We start from the raw sequence: 18,861 nt of genomic DNA on the forward strand, positions 1-18,861 counted from the left end.
GGGCCGCGGGCGCCCCGGGGGGGGGCCCCCGGGGGGGCGGGGGGCCCCCCCGGGCCCCCCCCCCCCCCACCCCCCCCCCCCCGGGGGGGGGGGGGGCCCCCCCCCCCCCCCCCGCCACACGCGTGTCGGGACTCGTCGAAAGTTTCGACAGCATTCCGGATCATCTGACGAATAGCCGCGGCTGTCCATGATCATCAAGTCCGGGCTCCGCGATCCGGTCACTGCCGAACACCCGGTCGAACCATCCAAGGCCCGATGCAGGCGCTTCCGGAGCACTTCCGGAAGTTGTTGACGTGCCGGAAATCACGCTGCAATACTCCGATTCATTCAGGTCGATGCGATGAGCCTCGTCGGTGTCGATCGACCGTCCCACCCATACCCACCTGTCCGCCGCGCGCCGCCGCATGTCCAGGCGCGTGCGGGCTTGGCCGAAGGGGCACCAGATGAGCACAGACTCCGCTGGCACGGTCGGAGGGCCCAAGCGACTTCGCGCGGCGCTCGCCGTCCTCGCCACCGCCGTCGCGACCTGCGGCGTCGTCATCGCCGCCACCGCCACCCCGTCGAGCGCCGCCACCTGCAACGGCTACGTCGGGCTGACCTTCGACGACGGACCGACAGGCAGCACCAGCGCGCTGCTGAACGTGCTGCGCGCCAACGGCGTCCGGGCAACGATGTTCAACGTCGGGCAGAACGTGCAGAACAACAGGTCGGCGGCCCAGGCGCAGGTGGCCGCCGGCATGTGGGTCGGCAACCACAGCTGGAACCACTCGCACATGACCTCGATGAGCCAGTCGCAGATGCAGTCCGACCTGTCCCAGACGAGCTCGGCGATCCAGTCGGCCACCGGGAGCCGACCGCAGTTGTTCCGCCCGCCGTACGGGGAGACCAACGGCACCCTGCAGTCCGTCGCCTCGTCACTCGGTATGCGGCAGGTGATCTGGGACGTGGACTCCCAGGACTGGAACGGCGCCAGCGTCAGCCAGATCGTCTCCAACGCCAGCCGGCTGCAGAGCGGGCAGGTCATCCTCATGCACGACGGGATCCAGAACACCCGCGACGCCATCCCGCAGATCATGGCCAACCTCACCAGCCGCAACCTGTGCCCCGGCATGATCTCGCCGTCCACCGGACGCGCCGTCGCGCCGGACGGCACCACCCCACCGACCGACGGCGGCACCACCCCGCCGCCCAGCGGCAGTTGCACAGCGACGGCGACGACCACGAACGTCTGGGGTGACCGGTACAACACCTCGGTGACGGTCAGCGGCGCCAGCACCTGGACCGTGGTCGTGGCGATCCCCTCACCCCAGCAGGTCTCCACCACCTGGAACGGCACCGCCTCCTGGGACGGCAGCGGCAACATGACCATGCGGTCCAACGGCAGCGGCAACACCTTCGGCTTCACCACGATGTTCAACGGCAACAGCGGTGCCCGACCGCAGATCCGTTCCTGTACCGCCGGCTGAACGCCGACGGCTCCACCGGCCGTGCGTGGCGACTCGGCGGTCGCCACGCACGGCCACCCCGTGCCACCACCTCTCACCCCGCCGACGTGCCGACGCGTGGGGTGCAGCACGGCCACCCAGGTGCGTACAGTTTCGGGTCGGACGTGGGCGGGCCGGAATGATCCGGCGTGGGGAACGGGACGAGACGAAGACGCATGACGGCGGACAGCATTACCGAAAACGGTCAGGATGGGATCGACCAGGACCGGCTGGAGACCTGTCTCAGCGTCTTCGAGGCGCTGGAGTCCCTGCCGCCCGACCACCCTGACGTGGTGCGGGTGCAGCGGGCCACCGCGAAGCTGTACAAGGTGATCAAGCAGCGGCGGCGCGAGGAACGGCGGGACGCCATCCTGGCCGCCGACCGCGCCGTGACGGAGGCCACCGCCACCGGCGCCCCAGGCCGGATCGACGACGAGACCCAGGGCATCCCCCTCGCCTCGCCCACCACCGGCACCACCGCCGGCTTCCTGCACAACCCGCGCGGCTGCTACATCTGCAAGCAGCGCTACCGCGAGGTCGACGCCTTCTACCACCAGCTCTGCCCGTCCTGCGCCGCGCTCAACCGGGAACGCCGCGACGCCCGTACCGACCTGACCGGCCGGCGCGCCCTGCTGACCGGCGGCCGGGCAAAGATCGGCATGTACATCGCGTTGCGGCTGCTGCGCGACGGCGCGCACACGACAGTCACCACGCGCTTCCCCCACGACGCGGTCCGCCGGTTCGCCGCGATGCCGGACAGCGCCGACTGGCTGCACCGCCTGCGGATCGTCGGGATCGACCTGCGCGACCCGGCCCAGGTGATCGCCCTCGCCGACTCGGTCAGCAGCCAGGGACCGCTGGACATCCTGATCAACAACGCGGCGCAGACCGTTCGCCGCTCCCCCGGGGCGTACGCCCAGCTCGCGGCCGCGGAGTCCGCGGCCCTGCCGGACGGTCCGCTGCCCGAGCTGATCACGTTCGCCAAGCCCGAGGGCCAGGGCGGCCCGGCGGGCAGCCTGACCGCCGGCCCGCAGTCGACCGCGCTCACCCCGCACGCGCTCACCGCCCTGGCGCTGACCAGCGGCTCGGCCTCACCGGAGCGGATCGCCGCGTCCACCGCCATCGACGCCGGCGGCCTGGTGCCGGACCTCGACCCGGTGAACAGCTGGGTCCAGCGGGTGCACGAGGTCGACCCGGTCGAACTGCTCGAAGTGCAACTGTGCAACGTGACCGCGCCGTTCGTGCTGGTCAGCCGCCTGCGCCCGGCGATGGCCGCGGCGCCGGCCCGCCGCAAGTACGTGGTGAACGTCTCGGCGATGGAGGGCCAGTTCGGCCGCGGCTACAAGGGGCCGGGGCACCCGCACACCAACATGGCCAAGGCCGCGTTGAACATGCTGACCCGCACCAGCGCCCAGGAGATGCTTACCGACGGCATCCTGATGACGAGCGTGGACACCGGCTGGATCACCGACGAGCGGCCGCACCCGACGAAGATGCGCCTGGCCGACGAGGGTTTCCACGCCCCACTCGACCTGGTCGACGGCGCCGCGCGGGTGTACGACCCGATCGTGCGCGGCGAGCAGGGCGAGGACCTGCACGGGGTCTTCCTGAAGGACTACGCGCCCTGCGCCTGGTGATCGACGTTCCGCCCGCTCGACGAGGAGAAGACACATGTCATCCGACCATGACCAGTGGCCGACGCTTGACGACCTGCTGCGCGAGGAGAGCGAGCTGGAGCTCGCAGGCCTGACCGAGACCGACGCGTACGAGTTGGGCGTGCTGGCTGTCACGGCCGCCGCGCAGCAGCGGCTCCCGGTCTCGGTGGGTGTGTGGCGGGCCGGGCGTCAGCTGTTCCACTGCGGTCTGCCGGGCTCGACCGCCGACAACGACGGGTGGCTGCGCCGCAAGGGTCGGGTGGTCATGCGATTCGAGCACTCGTCGCTGTACATGGCCCGGCTCTGCCAGGACAAGCAGACGACGCTCACCGAGAAGTTCGGCCTGCCCGCCTCGCGGTACGCCGCCGCCGGCGGCGCGGTGCCGCTGCGTGTTCGTGGCACGGGCGTCGTGGGCTGGTTCGGGGTGTCCGGGCTCCCGCAGCTCGACGACCACCGCTTCGTCGTCGACATCCTCGGCAGACTCCCGCGCTGACCCCGCCGCCCGTGGGCCGGTGGGCCCGGCCCACGGGCGAGCGTCAGCGGCGGGCGCGCAGGTTGGCGCCCAGGGACCGCAGGAGAATCCCCGGGGTGCCAAGCGTGCGCGGATGCTCCCGCATCGAGACGACGTCGTTGAACCGCCTGGCAACCGCGACGTCGGTGACCGTCGCCGCCACGATCTGCCGGCCGACCCAGCTGGAGAGCCGGTAGCCGCGCGGGTAGGGCCCCTCGACGTGGGGCAGCGCCAGGTCCGCCGATGTCGAGATCGACCAGGCCGCGTCCACCACGACCTTCTGCATGTCGAGGTACGCGCGGGCGGGCACGCTCAGGTCCGGGTCGGAGCGCAGGTACGTCGACAGGCACGCCGCGTGCAGCGCGGCCGCGGTCATCCCCTGCCCGTACACCGGGTTGAACGAGGCGACGGCGTCCCCGACGCTGATGAGCCCGGCGGGGAACCGTGCCAACGCGTGGAAGTCCCGTCGCCGGCTGTCCGCGTGCGCGTACGTCCGGACGTCGCCGATCATCTCGCTGCGGGCGATCTCGCCGAACTCCGGCGGGAACTGCTCGCGCAGCCGGCGTACGAAGTCCTCGGCGGTACGACCCGGGCGGTGGTCGCCGTACCCGGCCATCATGGCCATCCACCTGCCGTCCTCGATGGCGAAGAACGCGGCGCCCGCCACGTCCGAGGACATCTTCGGACTGAGCAGTGCCATGACGACCGCCAGGTCGGGGCTCACCTCGGTGCGCCGGAACAGCGCCGTCGCGTAGTTCAGGTGCACAGTCATCCGCCGTGTGACGGGCCGCTCCCAGCCGCCCTGCTCCAGCCAGTCCGACAGTCTGCTCGACCGCCCCATGGCGTCCACCACGAGGTCGGCGCTCTCCGCGCCCGGCAGTCCGTCCACATCGCAGCGGACCCCGGCGACGGCGGCCCCGTCGAACACGAGGCCTGTGGCGCGGGCGACCACCGTCTTGACGTTGGGAAGCCGGAGCACCTGCTGGCGGATCAGCCCCTCCAGCAGCGGCCGACTCCCCGCCAGGCTGTCGGCGTCGTCGGGCACGACAACCTTCAACCGACCGTCGAGGTACGTCCGTCTGGCCGCGGGCCGAGCCTCGACCGCCCCCGCCGCCAGGGCCTGCTCGCGAAAGCCGGGGAACAGCCGTTCGAGTTGGAGGAGCCCACCGGGCAGCAACGCGTGCAGCTGCGTGCCCTGCGGGACACCGGGCCGCTCGCCGGCCACCTGGAGGTCGTCACGCTCGATGATGACAACACTCTGCGCGTAGTCGGACAGCACCCGCGCGGCGAGCAGCCCGGCGACGCTGCCGCCGACCACGACGGCCTTGCCCACGACCGGCGACGCCTGGCCGGGAGGCGGTGCGGCGTTGAGCGCGGCGAAGACCTGTGCCGGAGAGAGGGGCATCGTGCTCTCCAAGAGTTACGAGGCGTGGCGCGTCCCCGAGCCCGTCGGCGGACGCTACGCGGGACGGGGGCGGTGGGCGGCCGTTCAGACAATGCCCATCGATCGTTGCACACACGTCGGACGTCGCCCGGACGGCTCCACCCGGGTGTCGGATACCGGCCAGCACGCTGGACGACGTCGACGTTCGGGTGAACCGGTCTGGCGTCACCTTCCGTCGGCTGTCACGATCACCCGATGCCCATCGCCCGTCGTACCCTGCTCGGAGCTGGCCTGGCCGCCGCGACCTCCGCCGTGACCGGCTGCGGCGACCACGGCGCGGCCGTCGGCGACGGCCCGACAGGCGCGGTCACCACCGACGCGGGCAACAGGGTCGGATTCGGCGCGGCCGGGCAGAGCCCGGCGGCCTCCGGTGCCCCGTCCCCGAGTGGTGTCGCACCGCCCGCCGGTCAGGCCCGCTACGCCGCGGACGTGACCGCCCTGCTCCGCCGGCACCTGCCCGGCACCCCGCAGACCGTCCAGCACAAGGGCTTCCCCGGCGCGGTCGCGGTCGTCCTGGTCGGCGGGAAGACGACTGTGCACACGGCCGTCGGTGAGGCGCTGCGGTACGGGGCCGGCCCCAGGCTGCTCCCCGCGAACCAACGCGTCGCGATGCGACCCGACTCCGTCTTCGATCTCGCCTCGGTCACCAAGGTCTACACCGCCATCCTGCTGCTCCAGCAGGTCGACAGGGGACGTGTCGAGCTGGGCGCGCCGGTCCGCGACTACCTGCCCGGCTTCACCGGTGCCGGCAAGGACCGGATCACCGTCGAGATGCTGCTCACCCACACCAGCGGCCTCCCCGTCGGCGCGAAGGTCACCGGCCTGCCGGACAACGCGGCCCGCTGGAACGCCGTGCTCGCCACGCCGCTGGTCTCCGGCGCCGTGCCCGGTGACACGTTCCGCTACTCCAGCGTCGGGCTCATGGTCGCCGGCAGGATCGTCGAGAAGGTCACCGGTCAACGCCTCGACCGGGCCCTCACGACAAACCTCACCGGCCCGATGGGCCTGCGCGACACCGGCTTCAACCCCACCACCCGGCTGTCCGCCGGCGCCCGGGCCACCCGCCTGGTCGCCACCGACGCCCGCTCGTCGCGCGGCCTGCTGCGCGGCACCGTCCACGACGACGTCGCCAACCACCTCGGCGGAATCGCCGGTCACGCGGGTATCTTCGCCACCGCCACCGATCTCGCCGCCGTCGGTCAGCTCCTTCTCGACGGCGGCACCTACCGGGGCAGGCGGATCCTCGCGGCGGCGACGGTGCGACGGATGCTCACCAACCTCAACGCCGGGAAACCTGCCGTCGACCCCGAGCGCCCCCGCCGCACCTCGGCACACGGCCTCGGGGTCGTGCTCGACCAGCCCTGGTTCATGGGCGCGCTGGCCTCGGCGCGGACCTTCGGCCACACCGGGTTCGCCGGGCCCTCGCTCCTGGTGGATCCCGGCCGCGAACTCGTCCTCGCGCTGCTCACCAACCGGGCACACCCCAACTGGAGCTGGGCGAACCCGGACCCGGTCCGTGCGGCCGTCGGCGACCTGCTGGCCGCGAAGGTGCGCTGAGCCCGGTCGACCCCTCGCGACCTCACCGTCGCGTACGCTCCTGCGTCGACCGCCGGCCGAGGGTGAGGGCGATCATCACCAGGGCCAACGCCCAGACGATCGCGAAGCTCCGGATCGGACGGTCCTGCGTTGACGCACCCACGGCTCCTCCGACGGCATAGCTGACCAGGCAGAGCAGCCCGATCAGGGCGAGCCGACGGACACGTGGGGTGTCGCCGCGACCGAAGACCCACTCGGCGAGCCCCTGGGTGGTGCGCAGCAGGGTCCCGGTCTGGTACGACGTCGCCGTCTGGACACCTGAGGTACGGACCACGAGGCCACCGAGGATGCCGATGGGCAAGGCGCACAGGGCGGTCAGCAGGGTGCGTTCGGCCGACGAGTCGTGACCCGAGTCGAGCCCCGTGTCGACAAGTCCCCAGACGACGAGCAGCACGAGCATGACCACCAGTTCCACAGTGGGTGGCGTGATCGGACCGGCTGCCCGGATCCGTCGGAGGCCGGCACCGAGCAGACCACCGAGACCGAAGGCGACAAGAGAGGCCAGGGCGGACTGCCAGGCCGGAAGGTGCCCGGCGAGTCCCACACCTACGAAAACCACGTTTCCGGTCTGATTTCCCACGAAGACCCCGTACCGCAGGATCGCGAAACCGTCGACCACGCCGGCCAGGACGATGCTCGTCGTCAGCGCGAACAAAGGCGCCCGGAAGGCCACGTCGGTCGTCCGCCACCGGTCCGGTGAGACCTGGGTCGATCGTCCGGATCCGTCAGGGCCCTTAGACATTTGACACCCTTCCCCAAACGCATGCCGTAAAACTCCCCCTCGGGGCGGCCGAATGGCACGATCACGCGATTCCCCAGGCGAATCCAGCGCGGAATGGTAGGCAGAAGAGACACGAGGCGCGAGGACCAGCCGCCTTGCGACGACACCGCACGGAGAAGGAGGATGCGATGGACCCGGCCCGCACGGCCAGAATGCGCCTGAAGCTCTATTCGTTCGCCCTCGTGGCCGTTGCCGGAATCGTCGTCGGCGCTCCCCTCTGGAGCATCCTGGCGCCGATCTTCATCTCTGTCGCCATTCCGTTCGCGGCCGCGGCCCAGGGCATCGGGCCGGTCCGCGCGCTGTTTCTTCCGTCCCGGGTCGACCCGCCGGCGCCCACCGCGCGAGAGGCCGTCCACCCAGGGCGGGTCCGCTGACGGGATGCGGGCCCAGCCGCCGCTTCCCCGGGCGTCCCAGGCTCGGGGAAGCGCCACCCGGCTCCGGACACCGAGCTTGCCGTAGATGGCCCGCAGGTGGGTGTCCACGGTGTGGAACGACCACCTGGTGTCGAGGATCGATTCCTACGGCGACACCATGATCAACCTGATCCAGCTGCCGCAGCTGACCGTCGAGCTGGACGAGATCGCGAGCCGCAGACCGGAGCTCCGGGTCGACGTGCGGGCGCTGGGGGCGCTCATCGAGGAGGCGACCCGGGCGCGCGGATATCTCTGGATCTCGGGCGACTGAGGCCGGCCCGGGCCGGGACGGACAGGTTGGTCGCAGATCGACCGGGTCGCCGATCAGAAGCCCTGCTACTCCGGAAAGCACCGACGTCACGGCATGAACGTGCAGGTCAGCGCCGGCCCCCTCGGTGTCCGGGCCACGACGTACGGCGGCGGCCGGTCTCCCTCACGGGTCACCGGCCGCCGTCGCGTCATCGGCTACAGCCGGGCGGCGCCCGCCTCGGTGGCCTCGCGCACCGCCGAGGTACGGCGCACCTCGGCGCGTTCGTCGCCGGCGTCCTCCCGGTCCGGCGCGGCCATCCGGGCCGCCCGGTTGGCGCTCGCGGGCGCCTGGTCACCGGTCACGCCGCCGCGGATCCGGTTGTTGTCGGCCACCTGGGCGGCCGGCTCGTTGCCCGTCACGGTCAACGCGCCGTTGATGATGTTGTCGTCGACGGTGACGCCACCTGTGGTGCTGGTGACGCTGACGTCCGCGCCCCAGTACCCGCCGGAGGCGCAGCTGTCGAGCCCGCCGTTCGGGCCGAGCTGCACCCCGCCCAGGTTGCCGGCGAACGTGGCCTTGCCGCGTACGGCGCTGCCGCACACGACGCTGCCGGTGGCGCTGTTGAGCACCGACAGGGTGCCGTCGACGAACGAGTCGTGCACGTCGGTGTAGTAGGTGCCGGTGCTGCTGAGGTTGCGTTCGACCTGGGTGCCCCTGTCGAGTCGGATCTCGCCGGCGCCGACTGTGACGTTCCCGGCGACGGTCGACGCCTCGGCGAACAGGAAGCTGTCGATTGTCGCCGAGCCCTTCGGGCGTACGGTCACCGTGCCGGTCCGGGCGTCCTTCAGGAAGATCCCGTACCCGCCGGCGGCCAGCACCACCTGGCCGTCGACTGTCGTGTCGGTGGCGTCGAGGTAGCCGTCGGCGGCGACGCGTACCTCGCCGCTGACCCGTCCACCTGTCACCACCAGGTTGCCGCCGGCCGCGACCGTGACGTTGCCGGTGATCGTGGTGCCGGTCAGCGCGCAGGACTCGCCGGCCGGCACGTACAGGTCGTTGGGCACGGTCACCGCACCGCCGGTGCCGATGCAGTGGGTGACCAGGTCGGCGTGGGCGGTGGGCGCCACGGTCAGCACCGAGGCGGCGACGACGGCGCTCACGGTGGCCAGCTTGGCGACGGTACGTCCGGGCATCGTGGTTCTCCCTGTCGATGAGATTCGAGGACTCATGCGCCGACCTCCGATCGGGCCGCGGCCCGGACGATGGCGCCCTGCTGCCGCTTGGTGAGCGTTCCGCCGGTCACCAGCGCGGCGGTGACCGTCTCGACGTGCCGGACGAAGGCGGCGTGGTCCGGGTAGTCGGCCTGTTCGTCGATCAGATCGTTGATGGTGCAGCCGTCACCGGTGTCGACGTTGGCGACTCCGGTGTCGTCACCGTCGACGACCACTGTGGCCCGGGTGTCGGACGCGGGGCAGGCGTCGGTGCCGTCGGCCACCACTGTGAACGACGTCGACTGCTCGGTGGAGGCGTTCCCGGCGGCGTCGGTGGCCCGGTAGCGCAGGGTGTGCGCGCCTGTAGCGCCCACGGTGACCGGGGCCGTGTACGCGGTCCACGCCCCGGTGTCGAGCGCGTACTCGACCGACGCCACACCCGAGCCGTCGTCGGCGGCGGTGAGGGTCACGGTCGCGGCGCCGACGTACCCGCCGTCGTCGTTCCGGGTGCCGGTGACCGTGACGGACACCGTGGGCGGGGTCTCGTCCTCCTGCGCCGGTGCGACGACAGTGAAGTGGGCCATCTGCTCGGCCGAGGTGTTGCCGGCGACGTCCGTCGCCCGGTAGTGCAGCATGTGCGCCCCGACCCCGGTCACCACTACCGGGTTCGTGTACGGGGTGAAGGCGGCCCCGTCGAGGGCGTACTCGATGGTGGCCACACCGGAACCGGCGTCGGTGGCGGTCAGCGTGGCGGTGGCCGTACCTATGTAGTTGCCGTCGCCGTCGCGGTCGCCGGCCAGCGCGGCAGTGACCACAGGCGCGGTGGTGTCCTCCTGTGTCGGCTCGACGATCCGGAACGCCACCGAGCCGACGGCGCTGGTGTTGCCGGCCTTGTCGGTGGCGCGGAACTGCACCGAGTGGTCGCCGACGGCGGTCAGCCGGACCGGCTGGGTGTACGGCTGGAAGCTGGTGTCGTCGACCTGGTATTCGACGGTGTCCACACCGGATCCGGCGTCGCTGGCCGAGACGGTCACCGTGGCGGCGCCGATGTAGTTGCCGTCCGCGTCGCGGTCACCCGCCACGGCGGCGGAGACCGTCGGCGCGGTGGTGTCCTCACCACCTCCGCCGTCGGTGACCACCAGTTCGCCGACCATCTGGCTGTGCCCCGGGATCGCGCAGAAGTAGCGGTACCGGCCCGGGGTCAGCGTCACGGTCGCCTGGTGGCGGCCGTCGTTGGCGTCGAACGGGTTGGCCAGGATGTTCAGTGTGACGTCGTGGTTGTAGCCCTCGGTGGAGGTGTCGAAGGTGAGCGTGTGCGGCATCCCGGTGGTGTTGCCGGTGGCCGCGCTGTTCTCCCAGATGATCGTGGTCGGGCCGGCCACCGCCTGGGTGGGCACGGACTTGTAGCGGGTGGTGTCGTCGTCGGCGGTCCAGGTCAGGACCTGGTCGGCGACGATCGGGGCGGCGGAGGCGGGCGTCGCGGCAAACGGGGTCACCGTGAGCAGCAGCGCCGACAGCGCAGCCGTGAGGCGTCTGATCATCGTGTCTCCTAGAGTTCCCGCACGCGGATGTTGCGGAACTCGGTCAGGTCGTTGTCGCCGTGGTTCTGCAGGCCGATGAAGCCGCGCAGGAACTGCCGCAGGTCGGTCGGCGGATCGCCGGCCCGGGACGACTGCTTGCCGGGCGTGTTGTCGAACTCGTTGATCACCACACCGTTGCGGATCATCGTGTAGTGCTGCCCGACCGCGCGGATCTCGTAGTCGTTCCACTGCTCCTTCGGGGTGACGCCGGCCTGGGCAAGCGGCACGGGGTCGAAGTTGTAGACCGAGCCGGTCTTCTGCGGCTCGCCGCTCTCACCGTCGTAGATCTGGATCTCGTGTCCGCAGTAGATGGCCATCCAGGCCTGGGAGGTACGGGCCGAGCCGACGGTGCCGCAACTGCCCGGCGGCCGCTGGTCGAGGGGGGTTCGCAGGTCAGGGAACCGGATGAAGACGCCGGTGTTGGCCCGGCCGGTGCCCGGTGCGATGTCGCGGAACTGCACCTTCAGCGAGAAGTCGCCGAGTTCCTTCGTGTGCCAGAGCATGCCCAGGCCGCCGCTGGAGCGCAGCGACCCGTCCGGCTGGATGGCGAACGAGCCCGACGGCGCCTGCTGCCAACCGCGCAGCGACTCCTCGGTGCCGTCGAAGAGCGGCTCGTAGCCGGTGTGCCCGTCCCGGCCGATCGGGGACGCGGCGGCCAGCCGGGTGAGCGTGCCCGCTTCCCTGCTGGTGAGCAGGTCGTCGTCCTGCGCCGCGCGGGCCACCGCGCTCACGTGCCTGACGAAGGCGTCGTGGTCGGTCCAGGTGCTCTCGTCGTCGATCAGGTCGTTGACCGTGCAGCCCTGCCCGACCGTGCGGCTGGGCACCCCGGTGTCCGTGTCGCCGAGCCACACGTTCTGCCGGGCGTCGGGCACCGCGCAGCCCACCGTGACAGTGGTCCGCACAGTTGCCGTCTCACCGTCGGCGTACGTGACTGTCAGCTTCGCGGTGTAGCTCCCGACCCGGGCGTACGTGTGCCGGGGGTTCGCCTCGGTGGAGGTGGCGCCGTCGCCGAACTCCCACCGGTAGCCGACGCCGCCGGAGCGGGAGCCGGTGAAGGCGATGGTCAGGGGCTTGTTCTGCACGGCCACCGAGGTCGCGGCCGGCGCCGGGGTGGGAGCGCCACCTGTGTAGGTGATCCGGATCAGCTTCTGGTTCGGGTGCAGGCTGAAGAACCCGCCTCCGTAGTCCAGCAGGTACAGCGCCCCGTCCGGGCCGAACTTGGCGTCCATCCAGCTCTGCAACCTGTTGTCGCCGTTGCCGCTCGGGATGATGGCCCGCAGCGACTCGGCGTACACAGGTGGGGCCGCGGTCGGCACGCCGGCCGGGTCGACGGTGACCGCGACCCGGTTGGCCGCGTTCGACTGGTCGCCGATGAGCCACTTGCCGTCCCAGTGCTCCGGCCAGGCCACGCCGCTTGTCGTGTCGACGAGTTCCCGGTGGTAGGTCGGACCGGACATGATGGCCTGCCCGCCGCCGCGCAGGTACGGCTGGGTGTAGGTGGCGTCCGCCGCGACGTACGTCGGCAGGCCGCTGCCGTCGGTCCGCTTCGGGAACACCGGGCCGCCACCGCTCGGCGAGTACCAGATCATGTTGTCCCGGGCGGCCGGGATGTCCACCAGGCCGGTGTTGCGCGGCGAGGTGTTCTTCAGGTTGTCGCAGTCGTACCAGCCGGTCAGCACCGTGGCGTCGGTGTCGCTGCGGTCGCGGTACGGCTGCCTGTTGCCCATGCAGTAGGGCCAGCCCTGGTTACCGGCCGAGGTGATGATGGTGGCGGTCTCGTACTTGGCCGGGCCCAGGGTGGGGCTGGGCGTCGACGCGTCCGGGCCGACCCAGCCGGCGGTCAGCCACTTGCGCACCGGGTCGAACTGGAGGCGGGCGATGTTGCGCACGCCCATCACGTAGATCTCCGGTCGGGTCTTCTCGGTCCCCGGTGGGAACAGGTTGCCCTGCGGGATGGTGTAGGTGCCGTCCGGCTCCGGGTGGATTCGGATGATCTTGCCGGCGAGGTCGTTGGTGTTGCCCGAGGTGCGCCGGGCGTCCTGGAACGAGATCCCCTGGTACTCCTCGGTCCAGTTGTTGCCGGAGTAGCCCTGCGACCCCTCGGAGGAGTTGTTGTCGCCGGAGCCGACGTAGAGGTTGCCCCTGTCGTCGAACGCCATGCCGCCACCGGCGTGGCAGCAGCTGTGGATCTGCACCGGGAACTGGAGCAGGTCCTTGCGGGTCGCCTGGTCGATGCTCTGCGCCTGGCGGTCGTAGGTGAACCGGGAGATCGTGCGCTGGCCGATCCGCTTCACCCGGTCGATCGACTCGTGCGGCATCCAGTAGACGTAGAGCCAGCCGTTGTCGGCGAACGCCGGGTCGGGCACGATGCCCAGCAGGCCCTCCTCGTTCTTCACCAACTCCGAGCCGCTGCCCCGGTTGCCCATCACCTTCAGCGTCGTGAGGAGTTTGACCTGCTCGCTCCGCGGGTCCCAGGAGTGGATGGTGCCGCAGCCCAGGCCGACGTTCGGGTTGGTCCAGTCCGCGACCGGGCCGCTCGGGCAGGCCGCCTTGCCGACGTAGAACACCGTGCCGTCCGGGGCGATGGTCAGCCCGTGCGGCTCACCGATCTGGTCGAGCTGACCGGTCTGGTTGGCCGCGGTGAGCCGCTCCACCTTGTAGTTCGCGGCGATCGTCGCCTGACAGTCGCCGCGTACCCGCCCGGTGGTCCAGTTGAGGGCACCGGTCAGGTGCGCGCGGAACGCCTCCTCGCCGTAACTGCCCTCGGTGTGACCCATTCCCGTGTAGAACGACCTGCCCCCGTCGTAGTCCCGGCACCAGGACACCGGGTGGAAGGGACCGTTGGCGGCCGGACCCGGGTCGTAATGCCGCTCCTGCACCTGCGCGAGGGTGTGCACGGTGCCGATCGGGTTGGGATCCCAGTTCTCCCAGCGGTCCGACCGGGTGACGGTCAGCGGCAGCGACGCCGTGGCCGGGTGCTTGCGGTCCAGGATGTCGACCACCGAGCGGTTCACGGCGGGCGGCGGCGGTGCCGTGGTGCTGCCGGTGAACAGGCGTAGGTCGGCGAGCTGGGTCAGCGGCTCGCCGCTGTTCGCCGTGATGGTGAGCCGGTAACGGGTGAACTCCTGTGGCGTGGCGATGTCGAACCGGCGGGTCTGGAACCGGTCCGGGAAGCTCTGGCCGGTGCGTCGGTCCAGATCGGACCAGGTCTGCCCATCGGTGGAGCCCTGCAGGGTCCAGTCCTTCGGGTCGCGGCCGGCGGAGTCGTTGGCCGACGTCAGCGCGTACCCGGTGATCCGCTTGGGCGCGGCCAGCTCGTACGCCACCCAGGCGGTCGGGGTGCGGACCAGCCACTTGGTGTTGGCGTCGCCGTCGGTCAGCTTCTCCTTCGTCTCGTTCGGCGCGTTCTCGCCGCTGGCGGTCACCCGGGCCACCGGCTCGGCCACTGGGATGGCGCCGGCGGGGCGGGTGCCGATCAGGCCGGTGAACCAGGTGGAGTCGACCTGCGCGCGGGCGGCGTCGGCGATACCGACGAAGCCGCCGCCTGCCTTCATGTAGCTCTGTAGCGCCGACTCCTGGTCGCGGTTGAGCGCGGCGCCCGTCGCGGAGAGAAAGACCACGCTGCGGTACGCGGACAGCCCCGCCGTGGTGAACACGCCCGGGTCCGTGGTGGCCGTGACATCGATGTCATTACTGACAGCAAGCTGTCGGATGGTGTCCACGGCGCGCGAAACCGGGTCCTGCTGCTCGGCCACCGGGCCGTGGAACACGAGGACCGCTGTCTTCGTCTCCGGTGTCGCCGCCGCCGGCGCCGCGGTTCGCGGCGCGGCCGCGGCCGACGCCGTCGCCGTTGCTGGGATCAGTGTCGCGATTGCCGCTACCGCGGCGAGGGCTCGTCGTAGATCTCTGGTCATCCCCGTCCCCACTTTCGGTCAGCTTCCGTGCGTGTGGGTGTGGCCCTGGAACCGGTGGATCGCCTCCTCGGCTCCGGGCGGCATGCTGCCGTCGGCGTTGCGCACCAGGAAGATCCCGGCCATGCCGCCGTCGGAGTGGAACTGCACGTGGCAGTGGTACATCCAGGCGCCGGGACCGACGTTCTCGCCGGCCAGCACCTGGAACCCGAACGAGCTGCCCGGGTTGAGGTCCTTGTTGTCGATCACGAGGCTCGGGTCGGCCGGACCTTCCAGCATGCCGGTGCGGTTGTCCGCCCAGCGGTGCGCATGCAGGTGGAAGGTGTGGAAGGTGCCGCCGTGCCCGATGGCGATCCACTCCACCCGTTCGCCGAGGTTCGCCTCGAACATCGGGGTGTCCGGTGCCATCAAGTTGTTGATCATCATGTCGTTGAACACGACAGTGAACTGCTTCGACGGCAGGATGTCGCCGCGCCGCCGGACGACGAGCGCCCCGTACAGTCCCTTTGCGACACCGCCGGTGCCATGGTCGGTGCCCATGGCGTGGTCGTGGTAGTGCCAGTAGCCGGCGCTGCCCGGCATGTACCGCCGGCCCGCCGAGGCCACCATCTCGTGCGAGCGCCAGACGTACGTCCGCGTCTCACCGGGATTGTTGAACGAGGCGTTGAACGGGCTGCCGTCCGAGTCGGTGCTGTAGTCCACCCCGTGCGGGTGGATGGACAGCCGCTGGTTCGTGGTGTTCACCAGCGTGATCTCCAATGTGTCGCCCTCGTACATCTCCAGGACCGGCCCCGGCACGGTGGCCCGGCCGGGTGCGAGGCCGTACCCGAACAGCCCTCCTGGCAGCTGCTCGGCGTAGAGGGTGACCTTCCTGGTTACGCCGGCGGCGGCCCGGGCAGGGCTGCCTCCGAACGCGGTGCCGAGCGTGGGAGCTGACGCGCCCAACGCTCCGGCGGCGAGCGCCCCGGTGGCGATCAGGGATCGACGGGACAGGTGGCGGTGGGAGCCAACGGCGTGATCGTCCATGGGTCTCCGTTCCCGACCGGGCGAAGACGCGACGAAGGACAGGGTGCATCGACCGCCGAGCACGGGGTCAGGCACGACTGAGGGTGAGGCTCGTCGCGGGCTTTGCTCGGAAGACTCAGAACTTTCGGTGGATGACAGCAACTTATGTAATCCATCGACGAAAGTACAGGTCTGATTGCAAAAAGATTACCTTGACATCACGACATGCTTCGATCGAGCATGAACCTGCCGGTGCGGCGCCACCGCACGCACCAACGGCCCGCCGGCAACCTGCCGGCGGGCTGTGGAGAGCGTGGGTCAGATGCGGTGGCGGTCGTCGGCCGGCAGGCCGGAGGCCGACGGCGGCTCGGGAGCCTGGTCGGGCTGGCCGAGCTGCGCGACACGGGTCGGGTCGAGGACCCGGGAGAGGAACGCACGGGTCCGTTCGTGCTTCGGCGCGCCGAGCACCTCCTGCGGCGGCCCCTGCTCGACGACCACGCCACCGTCCATGAAGACGACCCGGTCGGCCACGTCGCGGGCGAACGCCATCTCGTGGGTGACCACCATCATCGTCATGCCGTCCTCGGCCAGCTTGCGCATGACGGTGAGCACGTCGCCCACGAGTTCCGGGTCGAGCGCGGAGGTCGGCTCGTCGAAGAGCATCAGCTTCGGCTCCATCGACAGCGACCGGGCGATCGCCGCCCGCTGCTGCTGCCCGCCGGAGAGCTGCGCCGGGAACGCGTCGGCCTTGTCGCTCAGCCCGACGCGCTCCAGGTTGGCCCGCGCGATCCGCTCGGCCTCCGCCCGGCCGCGCCGCAGCACCTTGCGCTGCGCGACGGTGAGGTTGTTCAGCACGGTCAGATGCGGAAACAGGTTGAACGACTGGAAGACCATGCCGATGCCGCGACGCACGGCGTCGACCTCGACGTCCGGGTCGGTCATCTCGACGCCGTTCACCCAGATCCGGCCGGCGGTCGGCTCCTCGAGCAGGTCCACGCAGCGCAGCAACGTCGACTTCCCGGAGCCGGACGGCCCGACGACGCAGACCACCTCACCCTCGGCGACCTCGAAGTCGATGCCCCGGAGCACCTCGAGCGGCCCGAAGGACTTGTGCAGGTCGCGGATCTCGACGGCGGGACGGGATGGCGTGGTCGTCATGCGGGTCACCGGGCCTTGGCGTAGCGGAGTTCGAGGCGTCGTACCACCTGGGACAGCGGCAGGGTGATCACCAGGTAGGCGAGGCCGGCCACCAGCAGCGGGGTCGCGTTCACCCGGTCGTTGAGCATGTCCCGGCCGAACTTGGTGATCTCGATGGTCTGCGCCGTCACACCCAGCACGTAGGCCAGCGACGAGTCCTTGGTGAGCAGGATCAACTCGTTCGTCAGCGGCGGGATCACGATCCGGAACGCCTGCGGGATGACGATCGTGCGCATGGCCGTGAAGTGCGACATGCCGAGGGTGCGCGCCGCCTCCATCTGCCCCTTGGGGACGGCCTGGATGCCGGCTCGGATGGTCTCGGCCATGTACGCCGCCGCGGTCAACCCGAGGCCGATCGCGATGGAACCGAACACGCCGCCGGGGATCTGGCGCTCCGGGAAGGCGATCGGGATGCCGTACCCGACGAGGAAGAGCACCAGCAGCGCGGGCAGACCCCGGAACAGCTCGATGTACGCCGTCGCCACCCAGCGGTACGGCGCCACCCGGGACAGCCGCATGAGCGCCAGGATGGTGCCGAACACCAGGCCGAAGGCGAACGCGCCAAGCGTGTAGAGGATGGTGTTGCGCAGCGCGACCGTGATGATCGTCGGGAACATCGACTTGATGATGTCGACGCGGAAGAAGGCGTCGGCCAGCCTGTCCCAGTCCGCGGCGAAGAGCACCGCGGCGATGACGGCGATGAACACCAGGTACTGGATACCGAGGGACAGTCGTTCCCGCTGACGGCGTCGCAGCTTCACGTTCGGTCGTTGCCTTCCCAGAGGGGGTGCCGACGGGCAGGGCGCCGGGGCGCGCCCTGCCCGGTGGAGCGTCGATCAGGCGCTCGGCCGCTTGCCGATCCACTTCTCGTAGATCGTGTCGTACGAGCCGTCCTGCTTGGCCTTGGTCAGCGTCTCGTTGATCTTCTTGAGCAGCTCCGGGTTGCCGTCCTTCTTCACCGAGAAGCCGTACTGCTCACCGGTGTCGAACTCGGCGGCCACCTCGAACCCACCCGGGTTGTTCTTGAGGTACTCGGTCCAGACCGGCAGGTCGTTGATGGCCGCCTCGACCTGGCCGTTGGCGACGGCCTGCTGAAGGGCGGCGAGGTCCTCGAACTCGACCAGCTGCAGGCCCTTCTCCTTCTCGTACTTCTTGGCGTAGTCGCGGCCGGTGGTCGCCGCCTGGACGCCGAGCTTCTTGCCCCGCAGGTCGTCGAGCGACTTGTACGCCTTGCCGGTCTTGACGAGCATCGCCTGGGTCGCGTCGAAGTACGGGTCGGAGAAGTTCATCACCTTCTGCCGTTCCTCGGTGATCGTCATGCCGGCGGCGGCGGCGTCGCACTTGCCGGTGTTGAGGTCCTGGCCGGACTTGATCCCCTCGAACGGGGTGTCGATGATCGTCTGCTCGACGCCCAGCTCCTTGGCCACCAGGTCCATCAGGTCGACGTCGAAGCCCGTCACCTTGCCGCTGGCGTCCTTGGACTGGAACGGCGGGTACGGCAGGTGGGTGCAGACCGTCAGCTTGCCCGCCTGGACGAGCTTGACGCCGTTCGCCTGGACCTCGCTGTCATCCTTCTTGGCGCATCCCGCGGTCACCGCCAGCGCGGCGATCGTCACGAGGAGCCCGGCCTGGCGGGCTGCGCTTGAGAACCTCACGGCTGTGTCCCTCCGGTGCGGCTCCCCCTGTGACGGGGCAGCCAGGTTGGTGCGAAGACTGTGTGACAGGCGACGGTACCCGATCACACGGGCAGCACCCAGATCGCGGCAGGTGGCCGACCTCCGCGGAGGCGCGGAACCCGACACTCCGCCCGCAATCGGGCGGCT

16 protein-coding genes and 1 pseudogene are annotated in these 18,861 nt (G+C 70.6%); 7 read left to right on the forward strand and 10 right to left on the reverse strand.

Going from position 1 to position 18,861, the window contains the following annotated elements; all coding sequences use genetic code 11:
- Nucleotides 1–160: 160 nt before the first annotated feature.
- Nucleotides 161–373, reverse strand: a complete 213-nt coding sequence (locus ACFY1S_RS25195) for a hypothetical protein (protein ID WP_387122655.1) — start codon at nucleotides 371–373, stop codon at nucleotides 161–163.
- Nucleotides 374–443: 70 nt separating this feature from the next.
- Here ACFY1S_RS25195 and ACFY1S_RS25200 point away from each other — a divergent pair, with 70 nt between their 5' ends.
- From ACFY1S_RS25200 to ACFY1S_RS25210, 3 genes are all read left to right on the forward strand, one after another.
- Nucleotides 444–1,466, forward strand: a complete 1,023-nt coding sequence (locus tag ACFY1S_RS25200; protein ID WP_387122658.1) for a polysaccharide deacetylase family protein — start codon at nucleotides 444–446, stop codon at nucleotides 1,464–1,466.
- A gap of 194 nt (nucleotides 1,467–1,660) precedes the next feature.
- Nucleotides 1,661–3,121, forward strand: coding sequence for an SDR family NAD(P)-dependent oxidoreductase (locus tag ACFY1S_RS25205; RefSeq protein ID WP_387122661.1), 1,461 nt, complete (start codon nucleotides 1,661–1,663; stop codon nucleotides 3,119–3,121).
- Nucleotides 3,122–3,155: 34 nt separating this feature from the next.
- Nucleotides 3,156–3,632: a heme-degrading domain-containing protein gene (locus ACFY1S_RS25210; RefSeq protein WP_387122664.1), complete on the forward strand. Its 477-nt coding sequence runs from the start codon at nucleotides 3,156–3,158 to the stop codon at nucleotides 3,630–3,632.
- A gap of 43 nt (nucleotides 3,633–3,675) precedes the next feature.
- Here the strand turns inward: ACFY1S_RS25210 and ACFY1S_RS25215 are convergent, their stop codons facing one another.
- Nucleotides 3,676–5,055 (reverse strand): FAD-dependent oxidoreductase, encoded by a 1,380-nt coding sequence (locus tag ACFY1S_RS25215; RefSeq protein ID WP_387122667.1) that lies wholly within the window; start codon nucleotides 5,053–5,055, stop codon nucleotides 3,676–3,678.
- Between the two features lie 234 nt (nucleotides 5,056–5,289).
- Between ACFY1S_RS25215 and ACFY1S_RS25220 the strand changes: the two genes are divergently transcribed.
- Nucleotides 5,290–6,651: a serine hydrolase domain-containing protein gene (locus ACFY1S_RS25220; RefSeq protein ID WP_387122670.1), complete on the forward strand. Its 1,362-nt coding sequence runs from the start codon at nucleotides 5,290–5,292 to the stop codon at nucleotides 6,649–6,651.
- A 22-nt stretch (nucleotides 6,652–6,673) separates the two neighbouring features.
- On the opposite strand, the gene ACFY1S_RS25225 is transcribed toward ACFY1S_RS25220, so the two are convergent.
- Nucleotides 6,674–7,432 carry a DUF1275 family protein gene (locus tag ACFY1S_RS25225; RefSeq protein ID WP_387122673.1) on the reverse strand — a complete coding sequence of 253 codons (759 nt, stop codon included), beginning with the start codon at nucleotides 7,430–7,432 and terminating at the stop codon, nucleotides 6,674–6,676.
- Between the two features lie 167 nt (nucleotides 7,433–7,599).
- Here ACFY1S_RS25225 and ACFY1S_RS25230 point away from each other — a divergent pair, with 167 nt between their 5' ends.
- From ACFY1S_RS25230 to ACFY1S_RS25240, 3 genes and pseudogenes are all read left to right on the forward strand, one after another.
- Nucleotides 7,600–7,845, forward strand: coding sequence for a hypothetical protein (locus tag ACFY1S_RS25230; RefSeq protein ID WP_387122676.1), 246 nt, complete (start codon nucleotides 7,600–7,602; stop codon nucleotides 7,843–7,845).
- An 85-nt stretch (nucleotides 7,846–7,930) separates the two neighbouring features.
- Nucleotides 7,931–8,155, forward strand: a complete 225-nt coding sequence (locus tag ACFY1S_RS25235; RefSeq protein ID WP_387122679.1) for a hypothetical protein — start codon at nucleotides 7,931–7,933, stop codon at nucleotides 8,153–8,155.
- Nucleotides 8,156–8,191: 36 nt separating this feature from the next.
- Nucleotides 8,192–8,281, forward strand: a pseudogene (locus ACFY1S_RS25240) (IS5/IS1182 family transposase); the annotation flags it as partial.
- A 68-nt stretch (nucleotides 8,282–8,349) separates the two neighbouring features.
- On the opposite strand, the gene ACFY1S_RS25245 reads toward ACFY1S_RS25240, so the two are convergent.
- The 7 genes from ACFY1S_RS25245 to ACFY1S_RS25275 form a co-directional block, all read right to left on the reverse strand.
- Nucleotides 8,350–9,327 (reverse strand): hypothetical protein, encoded by a 978-nt coding sequence (locus ACFY1S_RS25245; protein WP_387122682.1) that lies wholly within the window; start codon nucleotides 9,325–9,327, stop codon nucleotides 8,350–8,352.
- Between the two features lie 32 nt (nucleotides 9,328–9,359).
- The gene (locus ACFY1S_RS25250; protein WP_387122685.1) at nucleotides 9,360–10,886 is read right to left on the reverse strand and encodes an OmpL47-type beta-barrel domain-containing protein; all 1,527 of its coding nucleotides are present in this window, start codon (nucleotides 10,884–10,886) and stop codon (nucleotides 9,360–9,362) included.
- Between the two features lie 8 nt (nucleotides 10,887–10,894).
- Nucleotides 10,895–14,839 (reverse strand): ThuA domain-containing protein, encoded by a 3,945-nt coding sequence (locus ACFY1S_RS25255; RefSeq protein WP_387122688.1) that lies wholly within the window; start codon nucleotides 14,837–14,839, stop codon nucleotides 10,895–10,897.
- Nucleotides 14,840–14,857: 18 nt separating this feature from the next.
- Nucleotides 14,858–15,862, reverse strand: coding sequence for a multicopper oxidase domain-containing protein (locus ACFY1S_RS25260; protein WP_364375711.1), 1,005 nt, complete (start codon nucleotides 15,860–15,862; stop codon nucleotides 14,858–14,860).
- 297 nt (nucleotides 15,863–16,159) lie between these two features.
- Complete coding sequence (locus ACFY1S_RS25265; protein ID WP_387122693.1) at nucleotides 16,160–16,999, reverse strand: amino acid ABC transporter ATP-binding protein; 840 nt, start codon at nucleotides 16,997–16,999, stop codon at nucleotides 16,160–16,162.
- A gap of 5 nt (nucleotides 17,000–17,004) precedes the next feature.
- Entirely contained in the window at nucleotides 17,005–17,799 is a 795-nt protein-coding gene (locus ACFY1S_RS25270) for an amino acid ABC transporter permease (RefSeq protein WP_139585342.1), read from the reverse strand.
- Nucleotides 17,800–17,874: 75 nt separating this feature from the next.
- Nucleotides 17,875–18,693: a basic amino acid ABC transporter substrate-binding protein gene (locus ACFY1S_RS25275; RefSeq protein ID WP_364375718.1), complete on the reverse strand. Its 819-nt coding sequence runs from the start codon at nucleotides 18,691–18,693 to the stop codon at nucleotides 17,875–17,877.
- Nucleotides 18,694–18,861 lie beyond the last annotated feature (168 nt).

Source organism: Micromonospora sp. NPDC000663 (assembly GCF_042898105.1).
Classification (GTDB): Bacteria; Actinomycetota; Actinomycetes; order Mycobacteriales; family Micromonosporaceae; genus Micromonospora.